The 20,974-nt window shown below is 72.2% G+C and carries 19 protein-coding genes and 1 pseudogene; 11 read left to right on the top strand and 9 right to left on the bottom strand.

The annotated features are described in order from the left end of the window. Window positions 1–267 precede the first annotated feature (267 nt). Genes BLS70_RS00595 through BLS70_RS00575 form a run of 5 tightly spaced genes read left to right on the top strand, consistent with a single transcriptional unit; the run spans window position 268 to window position 5,959 of the window. A complete protein-coding gene (locus BLS70_RS00595; RefSeq protein WP_143030309.1) occupies window positions 268–1,881 on the top strand; it encodes an ABC transporter substrate-binding protein in 1,614 nt (537 codons plus the stop codon). Window positions 1,882–1,887: 6 nt separating this feature from the next. Continuing rightward, window positions 1,888–2,847 carry an ABC transporter permease gene (locus BLS70_RS00590; RefSeq protein ID WP_255362136.1) on the top strand — a complete coding sequence of 320 codons (960 nt, stop codon included), beginning with the start codon at window positions 1,888–1,890 and terminating at the stop codon, window positions 2,845–2,847. 42 nt (window positions 2,848–2,889) lie between these two features. Next, window positions 2,890–3,825 (top strand): ABC transporter permease, encoded by a 936-nt coding sequence (locus BLS70_RS00585; protein ID WP_091763597.1) that lies wholly within the window; start codon window positions 2,890–2,892, stop codon window positions 3,823–3,825. Then, window positions 3,822–4,928, top strand: coding sequence for an ABC transporter ATP-binding protein (locus BLS70_RS00580; protein ID WP_218122214.1), 1,107 nt, complete (start codon window positions 3,822–3,824; stop codon window positions 4,926–4,928). The genes BLS70_RS00585 and BLS70_RS00580 overlap by 4 nt, the downstream gene beginning before the upstream one ends. After that, the gene (locus BLS70_RS00575) at window positions 4,928–5,959 is read left to right on the top strand and encodes an ABC transporter ATP-binding protein (protein WP_091763596.1); all 1,032 of its coding nucleotides are present in this window, start codon (window positions 4,928–4,930) and stop codon (window positions 5,957–5,959) included. Before BLS70_RS00580 ends, BLS70_RS00575 begins: the two co-directional genes overlap by 1 nt. A 79-nt stretch (window positions 5,960–6,038) precedes the next feature. Here BLS70_RS00575 and BLS70_RS00570 read toward each other — a convergent pair whose 3' ends face one another. The 4 genes from BLS70_RS00570 to BLS70_RS00555 form a co-directional block, all read right to left on the bottom strand. After that, entirely contained in the window at window positions 6,039–6,791 is a 753-nt protein-coding gene (locus BLS70_RS00570) for a dienelactone hydrolase family protein (protein WP_091763595.1), read from the bottom strand. 106 nt (window positions 6,792–6,897) lie between these two features. Further along, a complete protein-coding gene (locus tag BLS70_RS00565; protein WP_091763594.1) occupies window positions 6,898–8,013 on the bottom strand; it encodes an acyl-CoA dehydrogenase family protein in 1,116 nt (371 codons plus the stop codon). A 62-nt stretch (window positions 8,014–8,075) separates the two neighbouring features. Continuing rightward, window positions 8,076–9,338 (bottom strand): acyl-CoA dehydrogenase family protein, encoded by a 1,263-nt coding sequence (locus BLS70_RS00560; RefSeq protein ID WP_218122213.1) that lies wholly within the window; start codon window positions 9,336–9,338, stop codon window positions 8,076–8,078. An 11-nt stretch (window positions 9,339–9,349) separates the two neighbouring features. Further along, window positions 9,350–11,497, bottom strand: coding sequence for an AMP-binding protein (locus tag BLS70_RS00555; RefSeq protein ID WP_143030308.1), 2,148 nt, complete (start codon window positions 11,495–11,497; stop codon window positions 9,350–9,352). Window positions 11,498–11,660: 163 nt separating this feature from the next. Here BLS70_RS00555 and BLS70_RS00550 point away from each other — a divergent pair, with 163 nt between their 5' ends. Then, window positions 11,661–12,278: a TetR/AcrR family transcriptional regulator gene (locus BLS70_RS00550; RefSeq protein WP_091764066.1), complete on the top strand. Its 618-nt coding sequence runs from the start codon at window positions 11,661–11,663 to the stop codon at window positions 12,276–12,278. Here the strand turns inward: BLS70_RS00550 and BLS70_RS00545 are convergent. Next, complete coding sequence (locus BLS70_RS00545) at window positions 12,244–13,806, bottom strand: DHA2 family efflux MFS transporter permease subunit (RefSeq protein ID WP_091763592.1); 1,563 nt, start codon at window positions 13,804–13,806, stop codon at window positions 12,244–12,246. The genes BLS70_RS00550 and BLS70_RS00545 overlap by 35 nt on opposite strands. 106 nt (window positions 13,807–13,912) lie before the next feature. On the opposite strand from BLS70_RS00545, the gene BLS70_RS00540 reads away from it, so the two are divergent. From BLS70_RS00540 to BLS70_RS00525, 3 genes are all read left to right on the top strand, one after another. Then, window positions 13,913–14,830, top strand: coding sequence for an SDR family oxidoreductase (locus tag BLS70_RS00540; protein ID WP_091763591.1), 918 nt, complete (start codon window positions 13,913–13,915; stop codon window positions 14,828–14,830). 568 nt (window positions 14,831–15,398) lie between these two features. Then, on the top strand, window positions 15,399–15,797 hold the full coding sequence (locus BLS70_RS00530; RefSeq protein ID WP_255362135.1) for an ankyrin repeat domain-containing protein: 399 nt from the start codon (window positions 15,399–15,401) through the stop codon (window positions 15,795–15,797). A 69-nt stretch (window positions 15,798–15,866) separates the two neighbouring features. Continuing rightward, a complete protein-coding gene (locus BLS70_RS00525; protein WP_091763590.1) occupies window positions 15,867–16,265 on the top strand; it encodes an ankyrin repeat domain-containing protein in 399 nt (132 codons plus the stop codon). A gap of 33 nt (window positions 16,266–16,298) precedes the next feature. Here the strand turns inward: BLS70_RS00525 and BLS70_RS00520 are convergent, their stop codons facing one another. The 4 genes and pseudogenes from BLS70_RS00520 to BLS70_RS00510 all read right to left on the bottom strand — a co-directional run bounded on the left by BLS70_RS00520 (window position 16,299) and on the right by BLS70_RS00510 (window position 18,929). Further along, the gene (locus BLS70_RS00520) at window positions 16,299–17,846 is read right to left on the bottom strand and encodes an HNH endonuclease signature motif containing protein (RefSeq protein ID WP_255362134.1); all 1,548 of its coding nucleotides are present in this window, start codon (window positions 17,844–17,846) and stop codon (window positions 16,299–16,301) included. Window positions 17,847–17,915: 69 nt separating this feature from the next. Beyond that, entirely contained in the window at window positions 17,916–18,245 is a 330-nt protein-coding gene (locus tag BLS70_RS00515) for a MazG nucleotide pyrophosphohydrolase domain-containing protein (protein WP_218122212.1), read from the bottom strand. A 32-nt stretch (window positions 18,246–18,277) separates the two neighbouring features. Continuing rightward, window positions 18,278–18,394 (bottom strand): annotated as a pseudogene (locus BLS70_RS21120) (transposase); the annotation flags it as partial. A 46-nt stretch (window positions 18,395–18,440) separates the two neighbouring features. Beyond that, window positions 18,441–18,929 (bottom strand): GNAT family N-acetyltransferase, encoded by a 489-nt coding sequence (locus BLS70_RS00510; RefSeq protein WP_091763588.1) that lies wholly within the window; start codon window positions 18,927–18,929, stop codon window positions 18,441–18,443. A 415-nt stretch (window positions 18,930–19,344) separates the two neighbouring features. On the opposite strand from BLS70_RS00510, the gene BLS70_RS00505 reads away from it, so the two are divergent. Together BLS70_RS00505 and BLS70_RS00500 are read left to right on the top strand one after the other, a co-directional pair. Beyond that, window positions 19,345–20,508 (top strand): AI-2E family transporter, encoded by a 1,164-nt coding sequence (locus BLS70_RS00505; protein ID WP_255362133.1) that lies wholly within the window; start codon window positions 19,345–19,347, stop codon window positions 20,506–20,508. 19 nt (window positions 20,509–20,527) lie between these two features. After that, window positions 20,528–20,968 carry an ATP-binding protein gene (locus BLS70_RS00500; RefSeq protein ID WP_091764062.1) on the top strand — a complete coding sequence of 147 codons (441 nt, stop codon included), beginning with the start codon at window positions 20,528–20,530 and terminating at the stop codon, window positions 20,966–20,968. The last annotated feature ends 6 nt before the right edge of the window (window positions 20,969–20,974 follow it).

Genomic DNA, 20,974 nt, shown 5'->3' with positions numbered 1-20,974 from the left:
CGCACCGACCTGCACCGATCAGGGGCCGGGACGGCGTTGTGCGCACCGCATAGTCCGGCGCCCGGTGAGAGTGGCGAGGCGCCTAGTGACGCAGCCCACTCCCGTAGGACAGACTCCCAGCACGCGCTGTGGGCGCTCGCACATCGACGCGCCTTCGCCGGCCTCGTCGCTGTGCCGGCACGAAACTGGTCAAGGAGTAAATACATGCGAGTACATCGGCGCCCGATGAGAGGTCCGTGGAAGCGGGCCCTCGCTTCCGTGGGCCTCGTGGGTCTCCTCCTGGGGACCGCCGCCTGCGGCGGAGGCGGCGACGACGGCAACGGGGACGTGGAGGCCGGCGCCCAGTCCGAGACCGTCGAGGCCGGCGACCCGGTCGAGGGCGGCGAGATCACCGTCGGCCTGGAGGCCGAGACCAACAGCTGGCTGCCGGGTGAGGGCACGTTCAACCAGCCCGGCGTCAACGTCGCCTACGCGCTGTACGACCCGCTGATGCACCGCACCGAGGACGGGGCCGTGGAGCCCTACCTGGCCGAGTCGATGGAGCCGAACGCCGACCTGTCGGAGTGGACGCTCAAGCTCCGCCCGGACGTGCAGTTCCACGACGGCACCCCGCTCAACGCCCAGGCGCTGAAGACGATCTTCGACGAGTACCTGACCAGGCCTGGTTCGAACGTCGCCGCCTCCGTCGCCGACGTGACGTCCCTGGACGTGGTGGACGACCTCACCGTCGTCTACCGCCTCAAGGAGACCAACGCGGCGTTCCCGGACAACCTGGTGGCCGCTGCCGGCTGGCCGTTCTCGCCGACCGCCGCTGCTGCCGCCGGCCCCGACGCCGGCGCGAACCCGGTCGGCACCGGCCCGTTCAAGTTCGTCTCCTGGCAGCGGGACAGCCGCCTCGAGCTCGAGAAGAACGAGAACTACTGGCAGGAGGGTCTGCCCCACCTGGACAAGATCACCTTCCGGCCGATCCCCGACGAGGACACCCGCCTCTCCAGCCTGCAGAGCGGTGACATCGACGTCATGCAGTCGCTGCGTCAGAGCACCGTCATCAAGGCGCGCGAGCTGGACGGCGTCACCAACTTCGAGCACCTGGGCAGCAACTCCGGCGGTTCGACGATGAACGTCAGCCGGCCGCCCTTCGACGACGTCCGCGTCCGCCAGGCCCTGGCCCACGCCATGGACCAGGAGGCCCTGATCGAGGTCCTCGGCGGCGCCGGCGTCACCCCGCTGCAGACCCAGTTCTTCAGCCCGGACAGCCCCTACTACTCCGAGAAGCTCGAGGAGTCCTACCCCGAGCACAACGTGGAGAAGGCCCAGGAGCTGTACGACGAGTACATCAACGACCCGGATCGTTCCGACGGCAAGCCGGTCGGCAGCCCCATCTCCTTCACCTTCACCTGCCCGCCGGACCCGAGCCTCAACGAGCTGTCGCAGCTCTACCAGGCCTTCTTCAACGTCCTGGGTGCCGAGGTCGAGCTGGAGCAGAAGGAGCAGGCGGCCTGGATCCAGGACATGCTCGCCCGTGACTACGACATGGGCTGCACCCGCGTCGGGGCCGACCGCGACCCCTACATCGTGTTCAGCCAGGCGTTCACGGAGGGGCCGCTGAACATGACGGCCTTCCAGAGCCCCGAGATCGACGAGCAGCTCGAGATCCTGCGCACCACGACCGACGTCGAGGAGCGCAAGGCTGCGGTCGAGGCCATCGGCGAGGTCCTCAACGAGAACGTCCCGAACACCTACAGCGGTGGCACGCTCACCGTCATGGCTGCCCGTGACGTGGTGCGCAACCTGGACGGCTGGGTCTTCCCCGACGACACCAAGGGGAACGGTGCTGCCAGCGCCCAGGTCATGTGGGGCCACGTCTGGACGACGGAGTAACCGCCCGTGTACGTACTCCGCAGGCTCCCGTCGCTGCTCGCGACCCTGTTCGCGGTGTCGCTGCTGACCTTCCTGATGACCAGCCTGCTGCCCGGTGACCCGGCGCTGCAGATCCTGGGAGCCGAGAACGCGACGCCCGAAGCCATCGCGGCCGTCCGCGCCGACCTCGGCCTGGACGACCCGCTGCCGGTGCGCTACCTGCACTGGATCGGTGACGCGCTGACCGGCGACTTCGGTCGCTCCTACCGGACGAACGAGCCGGTCAGCGAGGCCATCATCGACCGGCTGCCGGTCACCGCCGAGATCGGGATCCTGGCGATCATCATCGCGCTGCTCGTCGCGATCCCGGTCGGGATGCTGTCGGCCTACCGGGCCGGCACGCGGACCGACAAGCTGATCAGCAGCACGAGCTTCGGCCTCCTCGCGGTGCCGAACTTCATGGTGGCGATCTTCCTGATCCTGATCTTCGCCGTGTGGCTGGGCGTCCTGCCCGCCACGGGCTGGGTGAACTTCACCGACAACCCGGTGCAGAACCTCCGGTCGGCGTTGCTGCCGGCGCTGTCGCTGGCGATCGCGGAGATGGCGGTCTACACCCGGCTGCTCCGCACCGACATGATCGGGACGCTCCAGCAGGACTTCGTGACCATGGCCCGCGTCAAGGGCGTCTCCAACCGGCGCATCCTGTTCCGGCACGCCCTCCGCCCGTCGTCGTTCTCGCTGATGACGGTCGCGGGCGTGCAGGTCGGGGCGATCATCGGCGGCTCGGTGGTCATCGAGACGCTGTTCGCCCTGCCGGGCGTCGGCCGCCTCCTCCTGGAGGCGGTGCTGGTCCGCGACCTGCTCATGGTCCAGGGCGTCGCGCTGGTGATCGCCGTCAGCTACGTCGTCGTGAACTTCACCGTCGACATCCTGTACTCGTACCTGGACCCGAGGATCTCGCATGGACGCTCTGCGGCAAGAGTCTGATCCCCCGCCCGCCGTGCACCGCTCGACCGCACAGGGAGAAGCATGAGCACCCCCGTTCCGAACCTCGGCGCTCCCCACCCAGGGGCGACGTCCGAGCTGGCGGTCTCCGACGGGCTGATCGCGGAGACCACCGAGGTCGCCGCGGCGCCCGGCAAGAAGAAGAAGCGTGGCTACGGCCTGACGTTCTGGATGGCGACGGTCTGGCTGGTGGTGGTGCTCATCTGCGCCGTCTTCGCCAATCTGCTGCCGGTCAGGGACCCGCTGACGCCGGACGTCATCAACAAGCTGGCGCTGCCCGGAGAAGCAGGTCTGCTGGGCACCGACGGCCTGGGGCGTGACACCCTGGCCCGGCTGGTCCACGGTGCTCGGGTCTCGGTCACGATCAGCGTCACGGCGGTCGCCATCGGCATGGTCGTGGGCGGCTTCCTCGGCATCATCTCGGGCTTCTTCCGCGGCAAGACCGAGACGATCCTGATGACGATCATCAACATCATCCTGGCCTTCCCGGCCCTGGTGCTGCTGCTGGTCCTGCTGGCCTTCGTCGGCCGCAGCCTGGTCGTCATCTCGCTGATCGTCGGGTTCCTGTCGATCCCGATCTACACCCGTGTGGCGCGGGCGACGACGCTCGCCGTCGCCGAGCGGGAGTTCGTCCGGGCCTCGCGGACGATGGGCGCCAAGAACTCCCGGGTGCTCGCCCGGGAGATCCTGCCCAACGTGGTGCTGCCCGTGGCCGCGTTCGGCCTGGTGGCCATGGGCGTGGTGATCGTGCTGGAGGGGACGCTGGCCTTCCTCGGGCTCAGCGTCCAGCAGCCGGCCCCGACCTGGGGCGGGATGATCTTCGACGGCAAGCGCTACCTCAACGAGGCCCCCCACGTCGTGCTCATCCCGTCGATCGCCATGTTCCTCACCGTGCTGTCGCTGAACCTTGTCGGCGACGCGCTCCGCACCCGCTTCGACGTCCGAGGGAGCAACCTGTGACGACCGCGCGGCCGCTGGACGGCCGAGGCAACGAGCCGCTGCTCGAAGTCGACGACCTGCGTACCTACTTCGACACCCCGCGTGGCGTGGTGAAGGCGGTCGACGGCGTCTCCCTCCGGGTGGACCGCGGCAAGACGCTCGGCATCGTGGGGGAGTCCGGCTCGGGCAAGACCGTGCTCTCGCGGTCGATCATGAACCTGCTGCCGAAGAACAACACCATCCGCGAGGGCTCCGTGCGCTTCGAGGGTCGTGAGCTCACGACCATGAAGAACAAGGAGATGCGCACCATCTGGGGCGCCGAGATGGCGATGATCCTGCAGGACCCGATGACCTCGCTGAACCCGGTCACCAAGATCGGCGATCAGATCACCGAGTCCCTGGGCATCCACCTGGGCGAGAAGGGCAAGGTCGCCAAGGCGCACGCCGTCGACCTCCTCAAGTCCGTCGGGATCCCGGCGGCCGAGCGGCGGCTGGGTGAGTACCCGCACCAGCTGTCGGGCGGTATGCGGCAGCGCGTGACGATCGCGATCGCGCTCGCCTGCGGCCCCAAGCTCCTGGTCGCCGACGAGCCGACGACGGCTCTGGACGTCACCGTCCAGCGTCAGATCCTCGACCTGCTGGAGACCCAGCAGCACGAGCGGAACATGGGGCTGATCATCATCACCCACGACCTCGGCGTCGTCGCCGGTCGCGCGGACGAGATCGCGGTCATGTACGCGGGACGGATCGTCGAGCGGGCGCCCACCCGTGAGCTGTTCGCCCGCACCCGGATGCCGTACACGGAGGGTCTGCTCAAGTCGATCCCGCGACTGCACCAGCCCAGCCACACCAGACTGGCCGCGATCCCGGGCCGGCCGCCGGACCTGGTGGACCCGGGGCCCGGGTGCCCGTTCGCGCCCCGGTGCAACTACGCGCAGGACAAGTGCCTGACGGAGACGCCGGTGCTCGCGCCGCACGCCGCCGGGCACGAGGCGGCCTGCCACTTCCCGGTGGGGACGACGGCCGGTCAGGACGCGCTCGCGCGCAACCTGGCCGCCGGGCGCACCGCCGCCGGGACCCCCCTGGACAGCAGCACAGCGATCGCAACGGCAGGAGCAGCCTGATGGCCGGCAGTGGTACCGCGCACCTGCGGGACCAGGACGACATCGTCCTTCGCGTCGAAGGGCTGGTGGTCGAGTTCCCGCTGGAGCGGGGGCAGAAGGTCCACGCCGTCTCGGGCATCAGCTTCGACATCGCCAAGGGCGAGACGCTGGGCCTGGTCGGGGAGTCCGGATGTGGTAAGTCGACGACCGGGCGGGCGATCATGCAGGCGCCCCGGCCGACCAGTGGCGAGGTCCTGTTCGACGGCAAGGACCTGAGCTCCCTGTCCGCCGACGAGCTCCGGCGCAGTCGCACGAAGCTGCAGATGATCTACCAGGACCCGATCTCGTCGCTGAACCCACGGCGCCGGGTGAAGGACATCGTGGCCGAGGGCCTGTCCATCTGGGAGGGCAAGGGCAGCGACGACCCCCGCGTGGAGGAACTCCTCGCAGCGGTCGGCCTGGACCCCGACCGGGCCGGCGGACGTCGTCCGCACGAGCTCTCCGGTGGTCAGTGCCAGCGCGTCTCGATCGCGCGGTCGCTGATCATGCGGCCGGAGGTGCTCATCTGCGACGAGCCGGTGTCGGCCCTGGACGTCTCCGTGCAGGCGCAGATCCTCAACCTGCTCGAGGACCTCAAGGCCGAGTACAACCTCACGATGGTGTTCATCGCCCACGACCTGGCCGTGGTGAAGAACATCAGCGACCGGGTGGCGGTCATGTACCTCGGGAAGATCTGCGAGGTCGCGCCGTCGGACACCCTGTACGCGCACCCGGCGCACCCCTACACGGCCGCGCTGCTGGCCTCGATCCCCGAGCCCGACCCGGAGGCCAAGCACACCGACGCAGGCCTGACCGGTGAGCTGCCCTCGCCGGTCAACCCGCCGTCGGGGTGCCGCTTCCGCACCCGCTGCCCTCGTGCGGCGGAGCGGTGCGAGCTGGAGGAGCCGCAGATGCGCGAGGTCGCGACAGGCCAGTTCGTCGCCTGTCACTTCCCGCTGGTGGGGGAGCAGGCCCCCGAGGGGAACCGGGAGCTGGCCACGGCGCCCGCCTGATCCCCAGCAGGTCGCAGGACGTCCCGCGGCCGAGCGGACCGGATCCCCGGTCGGCTCGGCCGCGGTCGTCCGTCCGGAGTCAGGCGCGGGACACCCGGTCGGTGAGCCCGAGGACGTGCTCCCAGGCGTCGCGGCAGGCCTCGCTCCAGTCGCCGTGGGCGCGGTCGAAGAAGGAGTGCGGCGCCCCGTCGTAGACGGGGGCGTCCACGTCGGCGCCGGCGTCGCGCATCGTGGCGGCGAGGGCCAGCTGGTCCTCGACCGGGGTGGCCTTGTCCGCGCCGGCGATCAGCATGACCGTGGGCAGGTGGGCGCGGCTCGCGGCGTCCCCCACGAGCGAGGGCCGGCCGTAGAAGCCGGCGCATCCGGCCAGGCCGAGGTCGCCCCCGGACTGCCGCCAGGAATGGCTGCCGCCGAAGCAGAAGCCGACGGTGACGATCGGCAGGTCCTCGCCGTGCCGCTCCCGCAGCGCGGCCATGGCGGCGACGATGTCGGCGTCGATGCCGTCGGCGGTCGTCTGCGGGATGTGCTCCTGCCAGCTGAAGTCTTCGCCGCGCGCGCCACCGTCCGGCACGCCGGCAGTCCGGCCGAACCAGTCGATCGCGACCGCGGCGACGCAGGCCTCGGCGAACCGCTCGGCCAGCGCCACGTAGTACGGGTGCAGTCCGCGGATGTCGGGCAGGACGACGACGCCGGCGCCCGGTGCGCCCTCCGGAGCGGCGTATGCGGCGGCGAAGGCGGTGCCGTCGGCCGACGTGAGGGTCAGGGACTCCCGGGAGGCCACGGCCCCGCTGCGGGGCGGTGCGGGCGGGCGGCTGTCGTGGTCATGGCACATGGCCCCGTTCTAGCGCCTCGCGGACGTGCCTGCCCGGTGGCCGCCCCCGGACGTGCGACGACCCCCGCACCGGCCCGGAGGCGGCGCGGGGGTCGTGGTGCAGGCGTCAGCGGGAGAGCAGCTGCTCCGCCACCGCGTCCCAGTGCTCGGTCGGGGTGCCGAACAGCAGGCTCGTGGACTTCGCGCGGCGGTAGTACAGGTGGGCGTCGTGCTCCCAGGTGAAGGCGATGCCGCCGTGCAGCTGGATCGAGTCCGAGGCCGCGATCCAGTAGGCCTCGGAGCAGTACGCCTTGGCCAGGTCGACCGAGATCTCGGCGTCGTCGGCGCCCTCGGCCAGCGCCCAGAGGGCGTAGTAGGCCGCGGAGCGCGCGGACTCGACCTCGAGCAGCATGTCGGCGCAGCGGTGCTTGACCGCCTGGAAGCTGCCGACGGGGCGGCCGAACTGGAAGCGGATGTTGACGTACTCGACGGTGCGCTCGAGGCAGCGCTGGGCGCCGCCGACCTGCTCGGTGGCGAGGAGCACCACCGCGGTGCGCATCAGCTGCGGGACCAGCGTCGCCGCGTCGCCCTCGGCACCGACCAGGCGGGCCGGGGTGCCGGAGAAGCCGACCTCGGCGAGCTTGCGCGTCATGTCCAGGGTGGTCAGGCCGCGGCGGGTGAGGCCGGAGGCCGAGCCCTCGACGGCGAACACGCTGGGGCCACCCGGAGCCTGCGCGACGACGAGCAGCAGCGAGGCCGTGGTGCCGTCCAGGACGAAGGACTTCTGGCCCTCGAGCGTCCAGCCGTCGCCGGCCCGGGTGGCGGTCGTGGAGAGGTTCTCCGCCGTCCACCTGCCGTCGGCCTCGGCGAGGGCGACCGTGGCGATGGTCGAGCCGTCCGCGATGCCGGGCAGGAGGTCGGTCTTGGCCTGCTGGTCGTCCGACAGCTGGAGCAGGTTGGCCGCGAGCACGGTGGCGAGGTAGGGCGCCGGCAGCAGCGCGCGGCCCATCTCCTCGGTCACCAGCGCGGTCTCCAGGATGCTGAAGCCGGAGCCGCCGAACTCCTCGGGGATCGCCAGGCCCTGCAGGCCGAGCTGCTCGGCCATCTGCTTCCAGACGCCCGGGTCGTAGCCCTCCTCGGTCTCCATCAGGCGACGGACCTCCTCCGAGGAGGACTTGGTCTCGAGGAAGCGGCGCAGGGTCCGGCGCAGCTCTTCCTGCTCCTTGTCGAACTGCATCAGCATGGGGTGAACCTCTCAGAAGTCGTACGGACGGGACAAGTCATCGGAGACGGGAGGACGGCGGGTCAGTTGCCGAAGTCCCAGCCGCCCTCGGTGGCGTAGCGGTCGAGCACGTGCTTGGCGATCAGCACCTTGTGCACCTCGTCCGGCCCGTCGGCGAGCCGCAGGGTGCGGGCGCCGAGGTACATGCCGGAGAGGGGCAGGTCGCTGGAGACCCCGGCCGCGCCCCACACCTGGATGGCGCGGTCCACGACCCGGGAGTAGGCGGCGGGCACGAAGACCTTGATCGAGGAGATGTCGGTCCGGGCGCCCCGGTCGTTGCGGGCGACGCGCTCGGCGGCCTGGATGGTCATGAGCCGGGCGGCGCTGATGTCCATGTAGCTGTCGGCGATGAAGCCCTGGATGAACTGCTTGTCCTGGAGCGGCCCGCCGTGGACCGTGCGGGTGGTGGCCCGCTCGACCATGAGGTCGAAGGCGCGCCACATCTGGCCGATGGAGTTCATGCAGTGGAACACGCGGCCGGCGCCGAGCCGGTCCTGCGCGGCCTGGTGGCCCTGGCCGACGGCGCCCAGCAGGTTGCTCGCCGGCACCCGCACGTTCTCGTAGCGGACCTCGACGTGGTCCGACGTCGGCCGGCCCCAGATGCCCACGCCGCGGACGATGTTCACACCGGGGGTGTCGGTCGGCACGATGAGCTGGGCCATCTGGCCGCGGCCGGTCGCGGGGTCGTGGTCGGCGTCGACGACGCGGGTCATGACGATGAAGAAGTCGGCCGCGTTGCCGTTGGACGTGAACCACTTGTGCCCGTTGAGCACGAGCTCGTCGCCGTCGCGGACCGCCGTGGTCGTGAGCGAGCGCGGGTCCGAGCCCGGGTTCTCCGGCTCGGTCATCGAGAAGCCGGACTCCATCTCGCCCTCGACGAGCGGGCGGAGCCACTGCTCCTTCTGCTCCGGGGTGCCGTACTTGAGCAGGATGGTCTGGTTGCCCGAGTTGGGGGCGACGACGCCGAACAGCGCCGCCGCGCCCATCGCGTAGGCGAGGACCTCGTTCATGTAGGCGTGGGCGAGGAAGTCCAGCCCCATGCCGCCGTACTCCTGGGGGAGGTGCGGGGCCCAGAGACCGGCCTTCCGGACCTTCTGCTTGATCTCCTCGCGCAGCTGCTTGGCGTCGATGACCGAGGGTTCGGTCTCGACCGCGCCGCCGTGCGCCGAGCGCCAGAGGTTCCGCTCGTTCGGGAGGATGTCGTCGTTCACGATCTCCGCGGTGCGCATGCGGATGTCGTTGATGCGGTCGTCGAGCGTGGGGATCGGCCGGACGGTCAGGGGCATGTCAGGTCCTCTCAGGCATCCGTGCCCGCGGCCGCCGCCTGCTGGCGGAAGTTCTCCCGCAGGGTGCGCTTGGACAACTTCCCGGACGGGGTGCGCGGCAGCTCCTCGACGAAGTCGACCGTGCGGGGGCACTTGAAGTGGGCCAGGCGCTCGCGGGCCCAGCTGGTCAGCTCCTCGGCCAGCGCGGGGGACGCCTCGTAGCCGGGCTGCAGCTCGATCACGGCCTTCACCGACTCGCCCCACTCGGGGTCGGGCACCCCGATGACGCCGACGTCGCCCACGGAGGGGTGGGTGATGAGCACGGCCTCGACCTCCGCGGGGTACACGTTGACCCCGCCGGAGATGATCAGGTCGACGCTGCGGTCGGTGAGGAAGAGCCAGCCGTCCTCGTCGAGGTAGCCGACGTCGCCGAGGGTGAAGTAGTCGCCCTTGTAGGAGGACTCGGTCTTGGCCTGGTCGCCCAGGTAGACGAACCGGTTGGTGTCCGGTGCCTTCAGGTAGATGGTGCCCGGGACGCCGGCGGGCAGGTCCTCGCCGGCGTCGTCCAGGATCCGGATGTGCCCGGCCGGGGGCTGCCCGACGGTGCCGGGGCGGGCCAGCCACTCGTGCGGGCCGACGACGGAGCCGAAGCCCTCGGTGGCCGCGTAGTACTCCCACGCGATGGGGCCGAGCCAGTCCATGAAGGCCTGCTTGACCGGCACGGGGCACGGGGCGGCGCCGTGCCAGACGTGCCGCAGACTGCTGGTGTCGTAGCGGTCCTTGACCTCCTGGGGCAGCGAGATCATGCGGTGGAACATGGTCGGCACCAGGTGCGTGTGCGTGATGCGGTGCTTCTCGATCAGGCGGAGCGTCTCCTCGGCGTCCCACTTGTCCATGAGCACCACGCCGGCGCCGCGGGTCATCGCCAGGCTCAGCGAGAACGCCAGCGGCGCGGAGTGGTACAGCGGGCCGGTGACCAGGTTGAGGTCCTCGCCCGCGACGTAGCCCGACACCTCACCGATCAGGGCCGTGAACGGCGACACGGCGACGCCCGCGCGGTGCACGCCCTTGGGCCGGCCGGTCGTGCCCGAGGTGTAGGCCATGGTGCTGCCCAGCACCGGGTCCTCGATGTCCTCGCCGGACTCCGCGGAGACGGCCTGCTCGTAGTCGTCGAAGGGGGCGTGCCCGCCCTCGGCGGCGTCGACGACGAGGAGGGCGCGGGCGTCCACGCCGTCCAGGGACGCTCGCACGGTGTCGACGAAGCGGCGCTCGGTCACGACGGCGGCCGCGCCGCAGTCGCGGAGGATGTAGTTGATCTCCTCGGCGGTGAGGTGCCAGTTGACCGGCGTGAGCCGGAGCCCCGTGCGCTGGGCGGCGTAGAGGGTCTCGATGAACTCGGGCCGGTTGGAGCAGATGAGGGCGATCGAGTCACCGGCCTGGACGCCGTAGCCACGCAGCGCGCGGGCCAGCTGGTTGGTGCGCGCGTTCAGCTCCCGGAAGGTCAGGTCGCCCTGGGCCGAGTAGATCGCGGGGGCGTCGGGCTGCAGCGAGGCCCACAGGGCGCTCAGCATGCCGGTGGCGGTCGCCCGCTCGACGAGCGCCTGACGCGCGGCGGCCTCGTCCTCCGTCCGGGCCTCGGCCTCGGTCGCCTCCTCGTCGGGGCGGCCCTCCAGGTCCTGGGTCTGCTCGTCCTGCGGCGCGGTCGGCGGCATGCTGTCTCCTGACGGGAAGCGTTCGGGCCAGTGGGGGGCGCGTGCGGCGGTGTCGCGGTAGGAGTCCAGGGCCCGCCCCCAGGCGGCCAGACCCGCACACGCGTCCGGAGCGTCCTCGGGGGCGAGATGGGTGGCCAGGTCCCGAAGCCGGGCCGCCGCCGCGCGGTCGGCCTCGGCGAGCACCTGCTCGCCGCGCTCGGTGACCAGGTGGGTGACGTGGCGGCGGTCTGCCGGGTCCGTGCCGCGCTCGACCATGCCGCGGGCGACGAGACCGTCCACGAGCGCGGTCACGCTCGGGCGGCTCACCACGAGCCGCTGGGCGAGCGTGGAGGCGTTCACCGAGCCCTCGGACAGCAGGCTCAGCAGCCGGTACTGCGGCACGGAGAGATCGCAGCCGGCGAGAGCCACTTCGACGTGCCGGGCGAGACGGGCCACCGTCCGGGCACCGGTCGCGGTGGCTTCGATCACAGTCGCTAACCATTCAGGCTTCGAAGTTCTTTTGCAAGGGGCTGCACGACACCTGTCGCGACCCGGTGCACACGGTCGTGCCGGATCGGTGAGGTGACGTAGGCCACTACGCGCCAGTAGTCTTCCGCCGGTCGCGGATCGTCGGGTCGAGGGGTGTGGGCCGGTGCGGGCGAGCGGGCAGTCGCAGGGCAGTGCGTGGCAGTGGAGCCGGACGGCCGACACGCGCCGGACCCTGATCGCGGCCGCCGGTGAGGTGTTCGCCCAGCGCGGCTTCGCCGAGTGCAGCGTGGCCGACGTCGTCGAGCGGGCCGGGCTCAGCGTCGGCAGCCTGTACCACCACTACGGGGGCAAGTCCGAGCTGTTCCTCGCCGTGTGGGAGGACCACCAGGCCGCCTACGAGGAGCAGGCGGCCACGGCGGTCGCCCTGGCCCGGCGGGACGGCACCACCTCGCCGGCGGAGCTGTTCCTCGTGGGGGCCCGGGCCTACCTCGAGACGACGTGGGAGCGCCGGGCACTGGCCCGGCTGTTCCTCGACGGCGACGGGCCGCCCGGGTTCTTCCTCGTGCGCAGCCGACGACGCAACGACTGGGTGCGGCAGAACGCGGTGCTCCTCGCGGTGGGCACCGGGCCGGCCGACCGCCTGCTGGTCTCCATCCTCACCGCGGCGATGGGGGAGGCGGGGCGTCAGATCATCGGCTGCGAGACCGAGGATCAGGCCGTCGCGGTCACCGAGAGCGCCCTGGCGATCATCCGGCGGCTGTCGGACCTGCCGGAGGGATGACCGCGCCGTCGGCCCGCTTGCTCGCACGCAGCGCGGCCAGCGAGGTCAGCACGGTGGCCGCGTTGAGCGTGAGCATGGTGAACAGGGTCCACCGGTAACCGGTCAGGAGGTCGGTGAGCCCGTCGGCCGAGACGTCGGACAGCGTGCCGGCGAACGCGTACTGCCGGAGCTCGGGTGCCAGCGGGGCGGTGAGCACGGACAGGACGACGGCCGTCCCGACCACGAACCCGCTCTGCTGCAGCATCAGCCGCATCGCGTTGGCGATGCCCAGCCGGTCGTGCGGCATGGCGCCCATGAGTGCCGTCGTGTTGGACGGCATGAACAGCCCGGACCCCGCGCCGGCGAGCACCAGGCCCGCGGCGATGGCGACGTAGCCGGCCTCCGTGATCACCGACGAGGCGAGCACCGAGAGGCCGGCGCCGGTGCAGAGGTTGCCCACCACGGCCAGCGCGCGCGGGGACACCCAGCGCTGGAACAGGCCCGAGGACGAGGAGAAGATCAGCGTCGCCACCGCCAGGGGCAGGACGCGCAGGCCGGCGTCCAGCGGGTCGACGCCCTGCACGGCCTGGAAGTACAGCGAGAAGAGCAGCAGCACGCCGGCCTGCGACGTCGAGTTGAGGAACGAGGCGCCGAGGCCCAGGGCGAACGGCCGGTCGCGGAAGAGCGTCATGTCGACCAGCGGGTGGGTCACCCGGCGCTCGAAGAGCACGAACGTCGGCATGCCGAGGAGGAAGACGACGAGCCCGCCGATGACCACCCAGCTGGTCCAGCCCAGCGTCGTCGCCTGCGACAGCGCCGCCAGGCCGCTGCCCAGCGCCACGATGACGAGCAGGTTGCCCGGGACGTCGATGCCCTGGCGCTGGCCGGACCGGGCGACGCGGGGGAGGGCCCAGGCGCCCCAGGCCAGGCAGATCAGGCCGATCGGCACGTTGAACCAGAACACCCAGCGCCAGCCGGCGTGCTCGGCGAGCACCCCGCCGACGGTCGGGCCCAGCAGTTGGGCCACCGAGAACGAGGCCAGGTAGATGCCCATGCCCTGGCCCAGCCGGGCGCGGGGGAAGGCGGCGGTGACCAGCGCCGCGCTGTTGGTGAGCAGCATCGCCGCACCGGCGGCCTGGAGCACCCGCAGTCCCACGACCGTCCAGGCGTTGGGCGCGAGGCCGCACAGGAAGCTGGCGAAGGTGAAGGTGGCCAGGCCCACCAGGTACATCTGCCGGCGCCCGAACATGTCGGCCAGCCGGCCGAAGAAGATCATCAGTCCGGTGTTGGCCAGCATGAAGGCCAGCAGCATCCAGCTGGCCGCCGTCGCGCTGGCGTCGAAGTGCCGGACGACCGTCGGGAGCGCGACGTTCAGCGCGCTGCCGGACATGCCCGAGAAGATGCTGGCGAGGCTGACCACCGAAAGGGTGAGCCAGGCCTCCTTCATGACCGCGCGTTCGTCGGGCGCCTCCTCGGCGCCGACCCCCTCGGGTGCGGTCGTCGGGGCCGCGGCGACCTCGCTGCTGCTGGTGCGCGCGTCGGCAGGCATGCATCCCCTCGGAGATCGAGCGGTCGCCCTCGGGGCGGCCCAGCCGGTTGACTCCGGCAATCCTGGAACAGGATTCTAGGGGCACCGACGAGAAGGAGGCTGCCTGATGCAGTCCGACGAGCAACGCGTGGTCATCGTGACGGGTGCGGCCCGGGGGATCGGCCGGGGGCACGCCCTCGAGTTCGCCCGGCAGGGGTACGCCGTCGTGGTCAACGACCTCGGCGCCGACGTGGACGGGAGCGGCGGCTCGACCGGCCCGGCGGGCGAGGTCGTCGACGAGATCCGGGCGATGGGCGGCCAGGCCGCCGCGAACGGGGACGACGTCTCGGACTTCGCGGCCGCCGAGCGGCTCGTGCGCTCGACGATCGACCGCTTCGGCCGGCTCGACGTGCTGGTCAACAACGCCGGCATCCTGCGCGACCGGATGCTGGTCAACATGTCCGAGCAGGAGTGGGACGCGGTCATCCAGGTCCACCTCAAGGGGACGTTCGCCCCGCTCCGCCACGCCGCCGCGTACTGGCGCGAGGAGCACAAGGCCGGGCGCCCGGTGGACGCCCGGGTCATCAACACGACGTCGTCCTCGGGCATCTACGGCAACGCGGGGCAGTCCAACTACGGGGCGGCCAAGGCCGGGATCGCGGCGATGACCGTGATCACCGCGATGGAGCTGGGCCGCTACGGCGTCACGGTCAACGCGGTCGCGCCCGCGGCCCTCACCCGGATGACCGAGAACCTGCGTCCCGACCGCGAGAAGCCGGACCCGAACGCCTTCGACCCGTCCGCGCCGGACAACATCGCGCCGCTGGTCGTCTGGCTGGCGGGGCCGGCCGCGCGCGAGGTCACCGGCCGGGTGTTCAACGTCCGCGGCGGCATGATCAGCGTCGCCGAGGGGTGGCAGGCCGGTCCTGGCGTCGACAAGGGCGCGCGGTGGACCGTCGAGGAGCTCGACGACGTCCTCCCCGGACTCGTCGCGAAGGCTGCGCCCAACGCCGACCAGCGCGGCATCCGGCCGGCCGCCGGCTGACCTGCCGCGCTGCGCCATCCGGCCGGCGCCAGCAGACTCCGCGACGTGGACGACGTCGTTCGGGGGCCGCTGCCCGGCGCCCTCGGGGGTCCGGGTGCGCCGGGCGGTGGCCGCCGATCTGCCGGCGCTGGTGGCGCTGCTGGCTGACGATCCCCTCGGCGCCGGGCGCGAGTCGCCGGAAGGCGAGCTCGCCCCGTACCGCCGCGCCTGCGACCTCGTCGACGCCGACCCAGCGCACCTGCTGGTCGTCGTCGCGGAGGGCGAGGGGTCTGCGGAGGGCAAGCGGGTGGTCGGCACGCTCCAGCTGTCCTTCCTCCCGGGGCTGTCGCGTCGGGGAGCGCTGCGCGCGCAGATCGAGGGCGTCCGCGTCCGTCCCGACCGTCGGGGGCGGCCCTCGGGGAGGCGCTGTTCCGCTGGGCGATCACGGGGGCTTACCGACGGGACTGCGCCTTGGTGCAGCTCGCCACCGACCGCGCCCGGCCCCAGGCGCTCCGCTTCTACGAGCGCCTGGGCTTCGTCGCGTCGCACGTGGGCTGCAAGCTGGTCCTGCGCTCCTAGGGTGGGCGGTGTGACCAGCGAACCCATGGATCCCCAGCTGCTCGAGGTGGCCCGCCGGATGTTCGACCTGGCGCGGTTCGGCCACACCGAGGAGCTGGTGTCCTACATCGACCGTCGGGCTCCGGTGAACCTCACCAACGAGAAGGGCGACACGCTCCTGCTACTCGCGGCCTACTACGGCCATGCGGACACGGTGGCGGCGCTGCTCGCGCGCGGGGCCGATCACTCGCGGGTCAACGACAAGGGGCAGACGGCGCTGGCCGCGGCGGTGTTCAAGCAGGCCGAGGACGCCGTCCGGCACCTGCTCGCCGCCGGGGCGGATCCCGACCTCGGCGGGCAGAGCGCCCGGGTGACGGCGCAGTTCTTCGAGCTCACCGCGATGACCGAACTGCTCGACGCGCCCCGCTGAACCGACGCGTCACGGGGGCAGCCGTCCGAGCCTTCCGCTGCGGCGCCGGTGCCTCCTAGGCTGCCCGCCATGAGCAGCAGCGGCGGCCCGTCCACCGGCACCGTCCAGGCGGGTCACCTCTTCGACCTAGCCCGACAGGGCGAGACGGAGGTGCTGGCTGCCTACGTGGATGCCGGCGTCCCGGTCGACCTGACCAACAGTGCCGGGGACACGCTGCTCGTGCTCGCCGCGTACTACGGCCACGGGGACACGGTGGCAGCACTGCTGGCCCGGGGCGCGGACCACGCCCGGATCAACGACAAGGGTCAGACGGCGCTCGCTGCCGCCGTCTTCAAGCAGGCAACGGACGCCGTACGCCATCTGCTCGCGGCCGGCGCCGACCCCGACCTGGGCGAGATGACCGCGCGCATGACCGCCGACTTCTTCGGCCTGACCGCCATGACGGAGCTGCTCGACGCCCCTCGCTGATCCGCGCACCTACCTGATTTCCCCGAGCGCGGATCAGAACGGCGGCGGGCTCTCGTCGACCGGTGTTGGTCGTGGTGGTGGGAGCGCGCGCTGGTCGCGGAAGCCTGGTGGCCGGGTGGTGCGGGTGATGCCGGACGGGGTGGTGACGGTGAGGGTGCCGTCGGTGGTCATCGCGAAGCGCCAGCCGCGGGCGAAGGTCTTGAGCCGGTGGTGGCTGCGGCACAGGCAGCAGAGGTTCTGGCAGCTGGTGCGTCCGCCGCAGTCGTAGGGGACGACGTGGTCGGCGTCGGTGCGGCCGGCGGGCTGACCGCAGCCGGGGTGCCGGCAGGTGCGATCGCGCAGGCGGAGGAACCGCTCCTGGGTCGCGGAGTGGGCGTAGCCGTCGGCCTCGGCGGGGGGCCCGAGGACGGGGCACCCGCAGTCGGAGTCGCGACCGTGGGTCGGACAGCCGCGGGCGGCGAGGCGGGCCAGCTCGGCGGCGGTGGCGGTGGCCAGCAGCGCGCCGTCGTCGTCGGCGAGAGCCACGGCCAGGCTGCCACCGGGCGGCGCCTGCACGCCGAGTGCGCCGAGCTGGGCGAGCAGTTCGCGCAGGTGCTCGGTGGTGATCGGGCTGCCGTCAAGGCTCGGCGTCGCCGCACCGGCCGCCGCCCGGACGCGATCCGCCGCGTCCGGCGCTTGGCCCGCCCACGGCTGCGCCGCGGCTGCCGCACGACCCGGCCGCCGTAGTGCGGACAGCGGGGCGGTGACGGTGAGGTGGCCGGTCACGGCCGGGCCAGAGGTGTCCCACGGCCGCAGCACCAGCGCGGGGTGGGCCTCGGCGCGCAGCACCCCGATCGGCCGGTCATCACCGGCGGTGGCGGCCAGCTGGGCGGCCTGGTCGATCGTCGACCACATCGCCGCCGCCACGGCCGACGGCAACTCACTGGTCAGCGCCGACATCCCGTCGCCGGTCGGGTGCAGGCGCACCGCCGCGCGCCGCTCGGCCTCGATCCGGCGCCGCTCGGCGAACTCCTCATCGGCTGCCACGGCCGCAGCGACCAGCCGGTTGCGCAGCTTTCCCGACGACAGCCCGGCAGCCTCGGGCAGCACCGCGGGCACGACGACGGCCACCACGTCGTCGGAGGCCGTGGCGAGCACGTCGGCGAACACCCGCGCCCGGAACCAGTCCAGCCGACCCGCGGCGCACTCGGCCAGCACCGCCGGCATCCGCTCCACCAGCTGGAACGCATCACCCAGCACCCCGCCGGCGTAGACGCGGGAGCAGTTCAGCACCAGCGCCAGCTCGTCGGGCAGGAACTCCGACGTGCCGGGAACCGGCGACCCCGCACCCCGCCGGCGCGCACCGGGATGACCGGGCGGCGGATCGTCGGTGTCAGGACGGCCGGCGGCCACCGCCATGACGAGCTCCGCCTCGTGAGCGGCCTCCATCGCCTTGCGCGCCTGCACCCGGGCCAGCTCGATGGCCGCCTCCTCCGGCGTCATCACCCCGACCGGGACTCGCCGCACCGACGGTGCCTGCCGCAGCAGCCAGCCCAGCAGCGCACCCTCCGCCAGGGAGCGGTGGAGCATCGTCCGGGCCACGGATCGAACGTAGGTTCGAGGTATGACAGTTCCCGGTCGCGCTGCTGACGCGCGCGGACAGGTCGCGAGCTAGGGCGAGCGTCGCACGTCGTCGAGGTGTTGCGTGAGGGCGTGCATCGTGTCGGCGAAGGCGGCTTCCAGGTCGACGCCGTAGGTGTCGGCGAGGGTGAGGACGGCCCATAGGCAGTCCGCCAGTTCATGGGCCAAGGCGTTGTCGAGGTCGTCGCGTGGCCGCACGCCGGCCTTGCCCTGCACGAGCTTCGCGAGGTCGCCGACGTCCCCGAGGAAGCCCAGCATGATCTCTTCGGCCGTCCACGGGCGTCCGTACCGCTCGCTCTCCACCTGCGCGTACTTCGCTCGCACTGCGCGTGCCGTGGCCTGCATCTCGATGAAGTGCATGCCTCATCGTGGGCCACCGCCGACGGCCGGCCCATGCCGTCCACGACCTGCCGGTGATCGCGGAACGGCCGGGAACGCGGCGGGACCTGCGGCATCAACGGTGCGATCCGCTCCCACTGAGCATCACCGGGTTCCGGCGCACGGCCCATGCAACCGACATCGTCGACCATCCCCGCTCGACCAGGGAGGCACGCTCTAGGTGCAGTGCTTGACGAGGACCCACTCGTCGTAGGCGATGCCGTGCTCCACCGTTCGGATGAGCCGGCCGGTGACCGTCCACCCCTGCCGCACGTAGAAGGCGATCGCCGCGAGGTTCTCGACCCTGGCGTGCAGCTCGAGGTCGGCATGGCCGTGTGCGGTGAGCATCGCCTCGCCCCGGGCGAGCAGGCGTCGGCCGAGGCCGCGGCCCTGATGGCCGGGTTCGACGAAGAGGTGGACCAGCCGATGGCCGCTGACCGTGACGTGCCCGATCGGCGTGCCGTCCGCGACGGCGACCACCGTCTCGCAGTCGGAGCCGGGCAGGAACCGGTCGTGGAGCTGCTGCCTCGTGCCCGAGCGCTCGGGTGGCCCGAACTCTCCGGCCGCCACCTGCGCGGCGTACGTGGAGAGGAAGCATCGGTGGTGGTACTCCTCGACCGCCTCGGCGTCGGCGGGCCGTGCAGCGCGCAGCTCGACGGCGTCCATGCGCCGACCCTGGCACGCCGGAGCCGGGCGCGGGACCGAGTTGCGGCTCCGCGCCGACACGGCGCAGGCCTGGGCCCGGGGGCGCGCGGGGCATGGGTGGACACTCCGGGGGTACGAGGCGCGCGGGAGGGGGAGGTGGGCTGCGGTGGTGCGACCGGCGGTGCACGGCAGCGGGCGGGAGGCGTCCCGCGGGCTCGGTCCCGGCGCGCCGTCTCCCGTAGGTGCAGAGTCCACCGACCCGGCGCCGACACAGCCCACCCCGACGCAAGCACCGGGGGCACAGCCACCGGAGACGCAGCCACCCGCGGCCGACCCCGGCCGGCAGGCGGGGGCGTCGACCCCGACAGCGACGTCCGGCTCGACCGCCGCCGTCGAGACTCCCGAGGGGCCGTCCTCGGGCCTGCCCCGGTGGCTGTTGCTGCTGGCCGGAGCGGCCGCCGCGACGATCGCCGTCGCCGGCGTGCGCGCCGTCGCCTGGCTGGTCGCGCCGCTGCTCCTGGCGCTCGTGGTGGTCGTCGGTCTCTGGCCGGTCTCCAGCTGGCTGCGCCGCCACGGCGCCCCGCGCTGGGTCGCGACCACGGTGCTGCTCGTGCTCGTCTGGGCCGTCCTGCTCGGCTTCGTCGCCCTGCTCGTGGTCAGCGTCGCCCAGCTGGCCGCGCTGCTCCCGGACTACGCACCCCGCGCCCAGGAGCTCATCGACGGCGTCGTCGCCGACCTCAACGACGCCGGTCTGGTGTCCGGTCAGTTCTCCGACCTCGTGGAGCAGATCGACTACACGCAGCTGGTCGACCTGGCGACCGGCTTCCTCGGCCAGCTCACCGCCGCCGCCAGCACCCTGGTCCTGCTGCTCTCGGCCCTGGTCTTCATGACCATCGAGTCCAGCGGCTTCGGCCGGCGGCTCGCGCTCGTGGGCAAGGAGCGACCGCACCTGCCGGTCGCGTTCAGCCTGTTCGCGCAGGGCACCCGCAGCTACCTGCTGGTCAGCACCGTCTTCGGGGCGATCGTCGCGGTCGGCGACGCCATCGCGCTGGCCATCCTGGCGGTCCCCGCCGCGCCGCTGTGGGGCCTGCTGGCCTTCATCACCAACTACGTGCCCAACATCGGCTTCGTGCTCGGCGTCGTGCCGCCGGCGCTGCTGGGGCTGCTCGCCGGCGGCTGGGGCGAGCTGATCGCCATCCTGGTCGTCTACACGCTGCTCAACTTCGTCGTCCAGACGCTGATCCAGCCGCGGTTCGTCGGTGACTCCGTCGGGCTGTCGATGACGGTCACCTTCATCGCGCTGCTGTTCTGGGGCTGGGTCCTCGGCGCCCTCGGCGCGCTGCTGGCCATCCCGCTCACGCTGGCGGTGAAGGCGCTGCTGGTGGACGTCGACCCGCGCGGGCACTGGCTCGACGCCCTGCTGCGGGAAGAACCGCGCGCACCCCGGACCTCGCGCGCCCGGCGCCGCATGAACGCCCGGCGGTCGGCGCTCGCCTCCGTGCGACGCCTGCACCATCCCCGACGGGTGGCCGGTCAGGCACCCGCGCCTGCCGGCCAGGCACCGGCACCGGCGGGGGACGCCGGGACGCCGGTGGGCTGAGGTGCAGGAGTTGGTCGTCATGGTCGGCCTGCAGGGCGCCGGGAAGTCGACCTGGGTGGCCGCCGAGCTGGCCGGGAACCACGCCGTCGTCAGCAAGGACCACTGGCCGCGTGCCCGTCACCGGGAGGCCCGTCAACGGCACGTCGTCGCCGGGCTGCTCGCGGCCGGCCGCAGCGTCGTCGTCGACAACACGAACCCGTCGGCCGCCGAACGCGCCCCGTTGGTGGCTGCCGCCCGCGTGGCCGGTGTGCCGGTGCGGGCGGTCTGGGTCGACACGCCGCTCGAGATCTGCCTGGCCCGCAACGCCGTCCGCCCGGCGGAGCGGCGCGTGCCCCTGGTCGGCGTCCACGCCGCCCTGGGCCGGTTCGAGCCGCCCTCGGTCGAGGAGGGCTTCGCGCGCGTCGACGTCGTCCGCCCGTCACCGGACCTGGTGCATGCGACAGGGGACCCGGTGCGGTAGACACGG

The organism is Blastococcus aurantiacus, assembly GCF_900102425.1.
Lineage (GTDB): Bacteria > Actinomycetota > Actinomycetes > Mycobacteriales > Geodermatophilaceae > Blastococcus > Blastococcus aurantiacus.
Note: the sequence above shows the minus strand (reverse complement) of the source record. Positions and strands in the feature narration are given on the sequence as shown.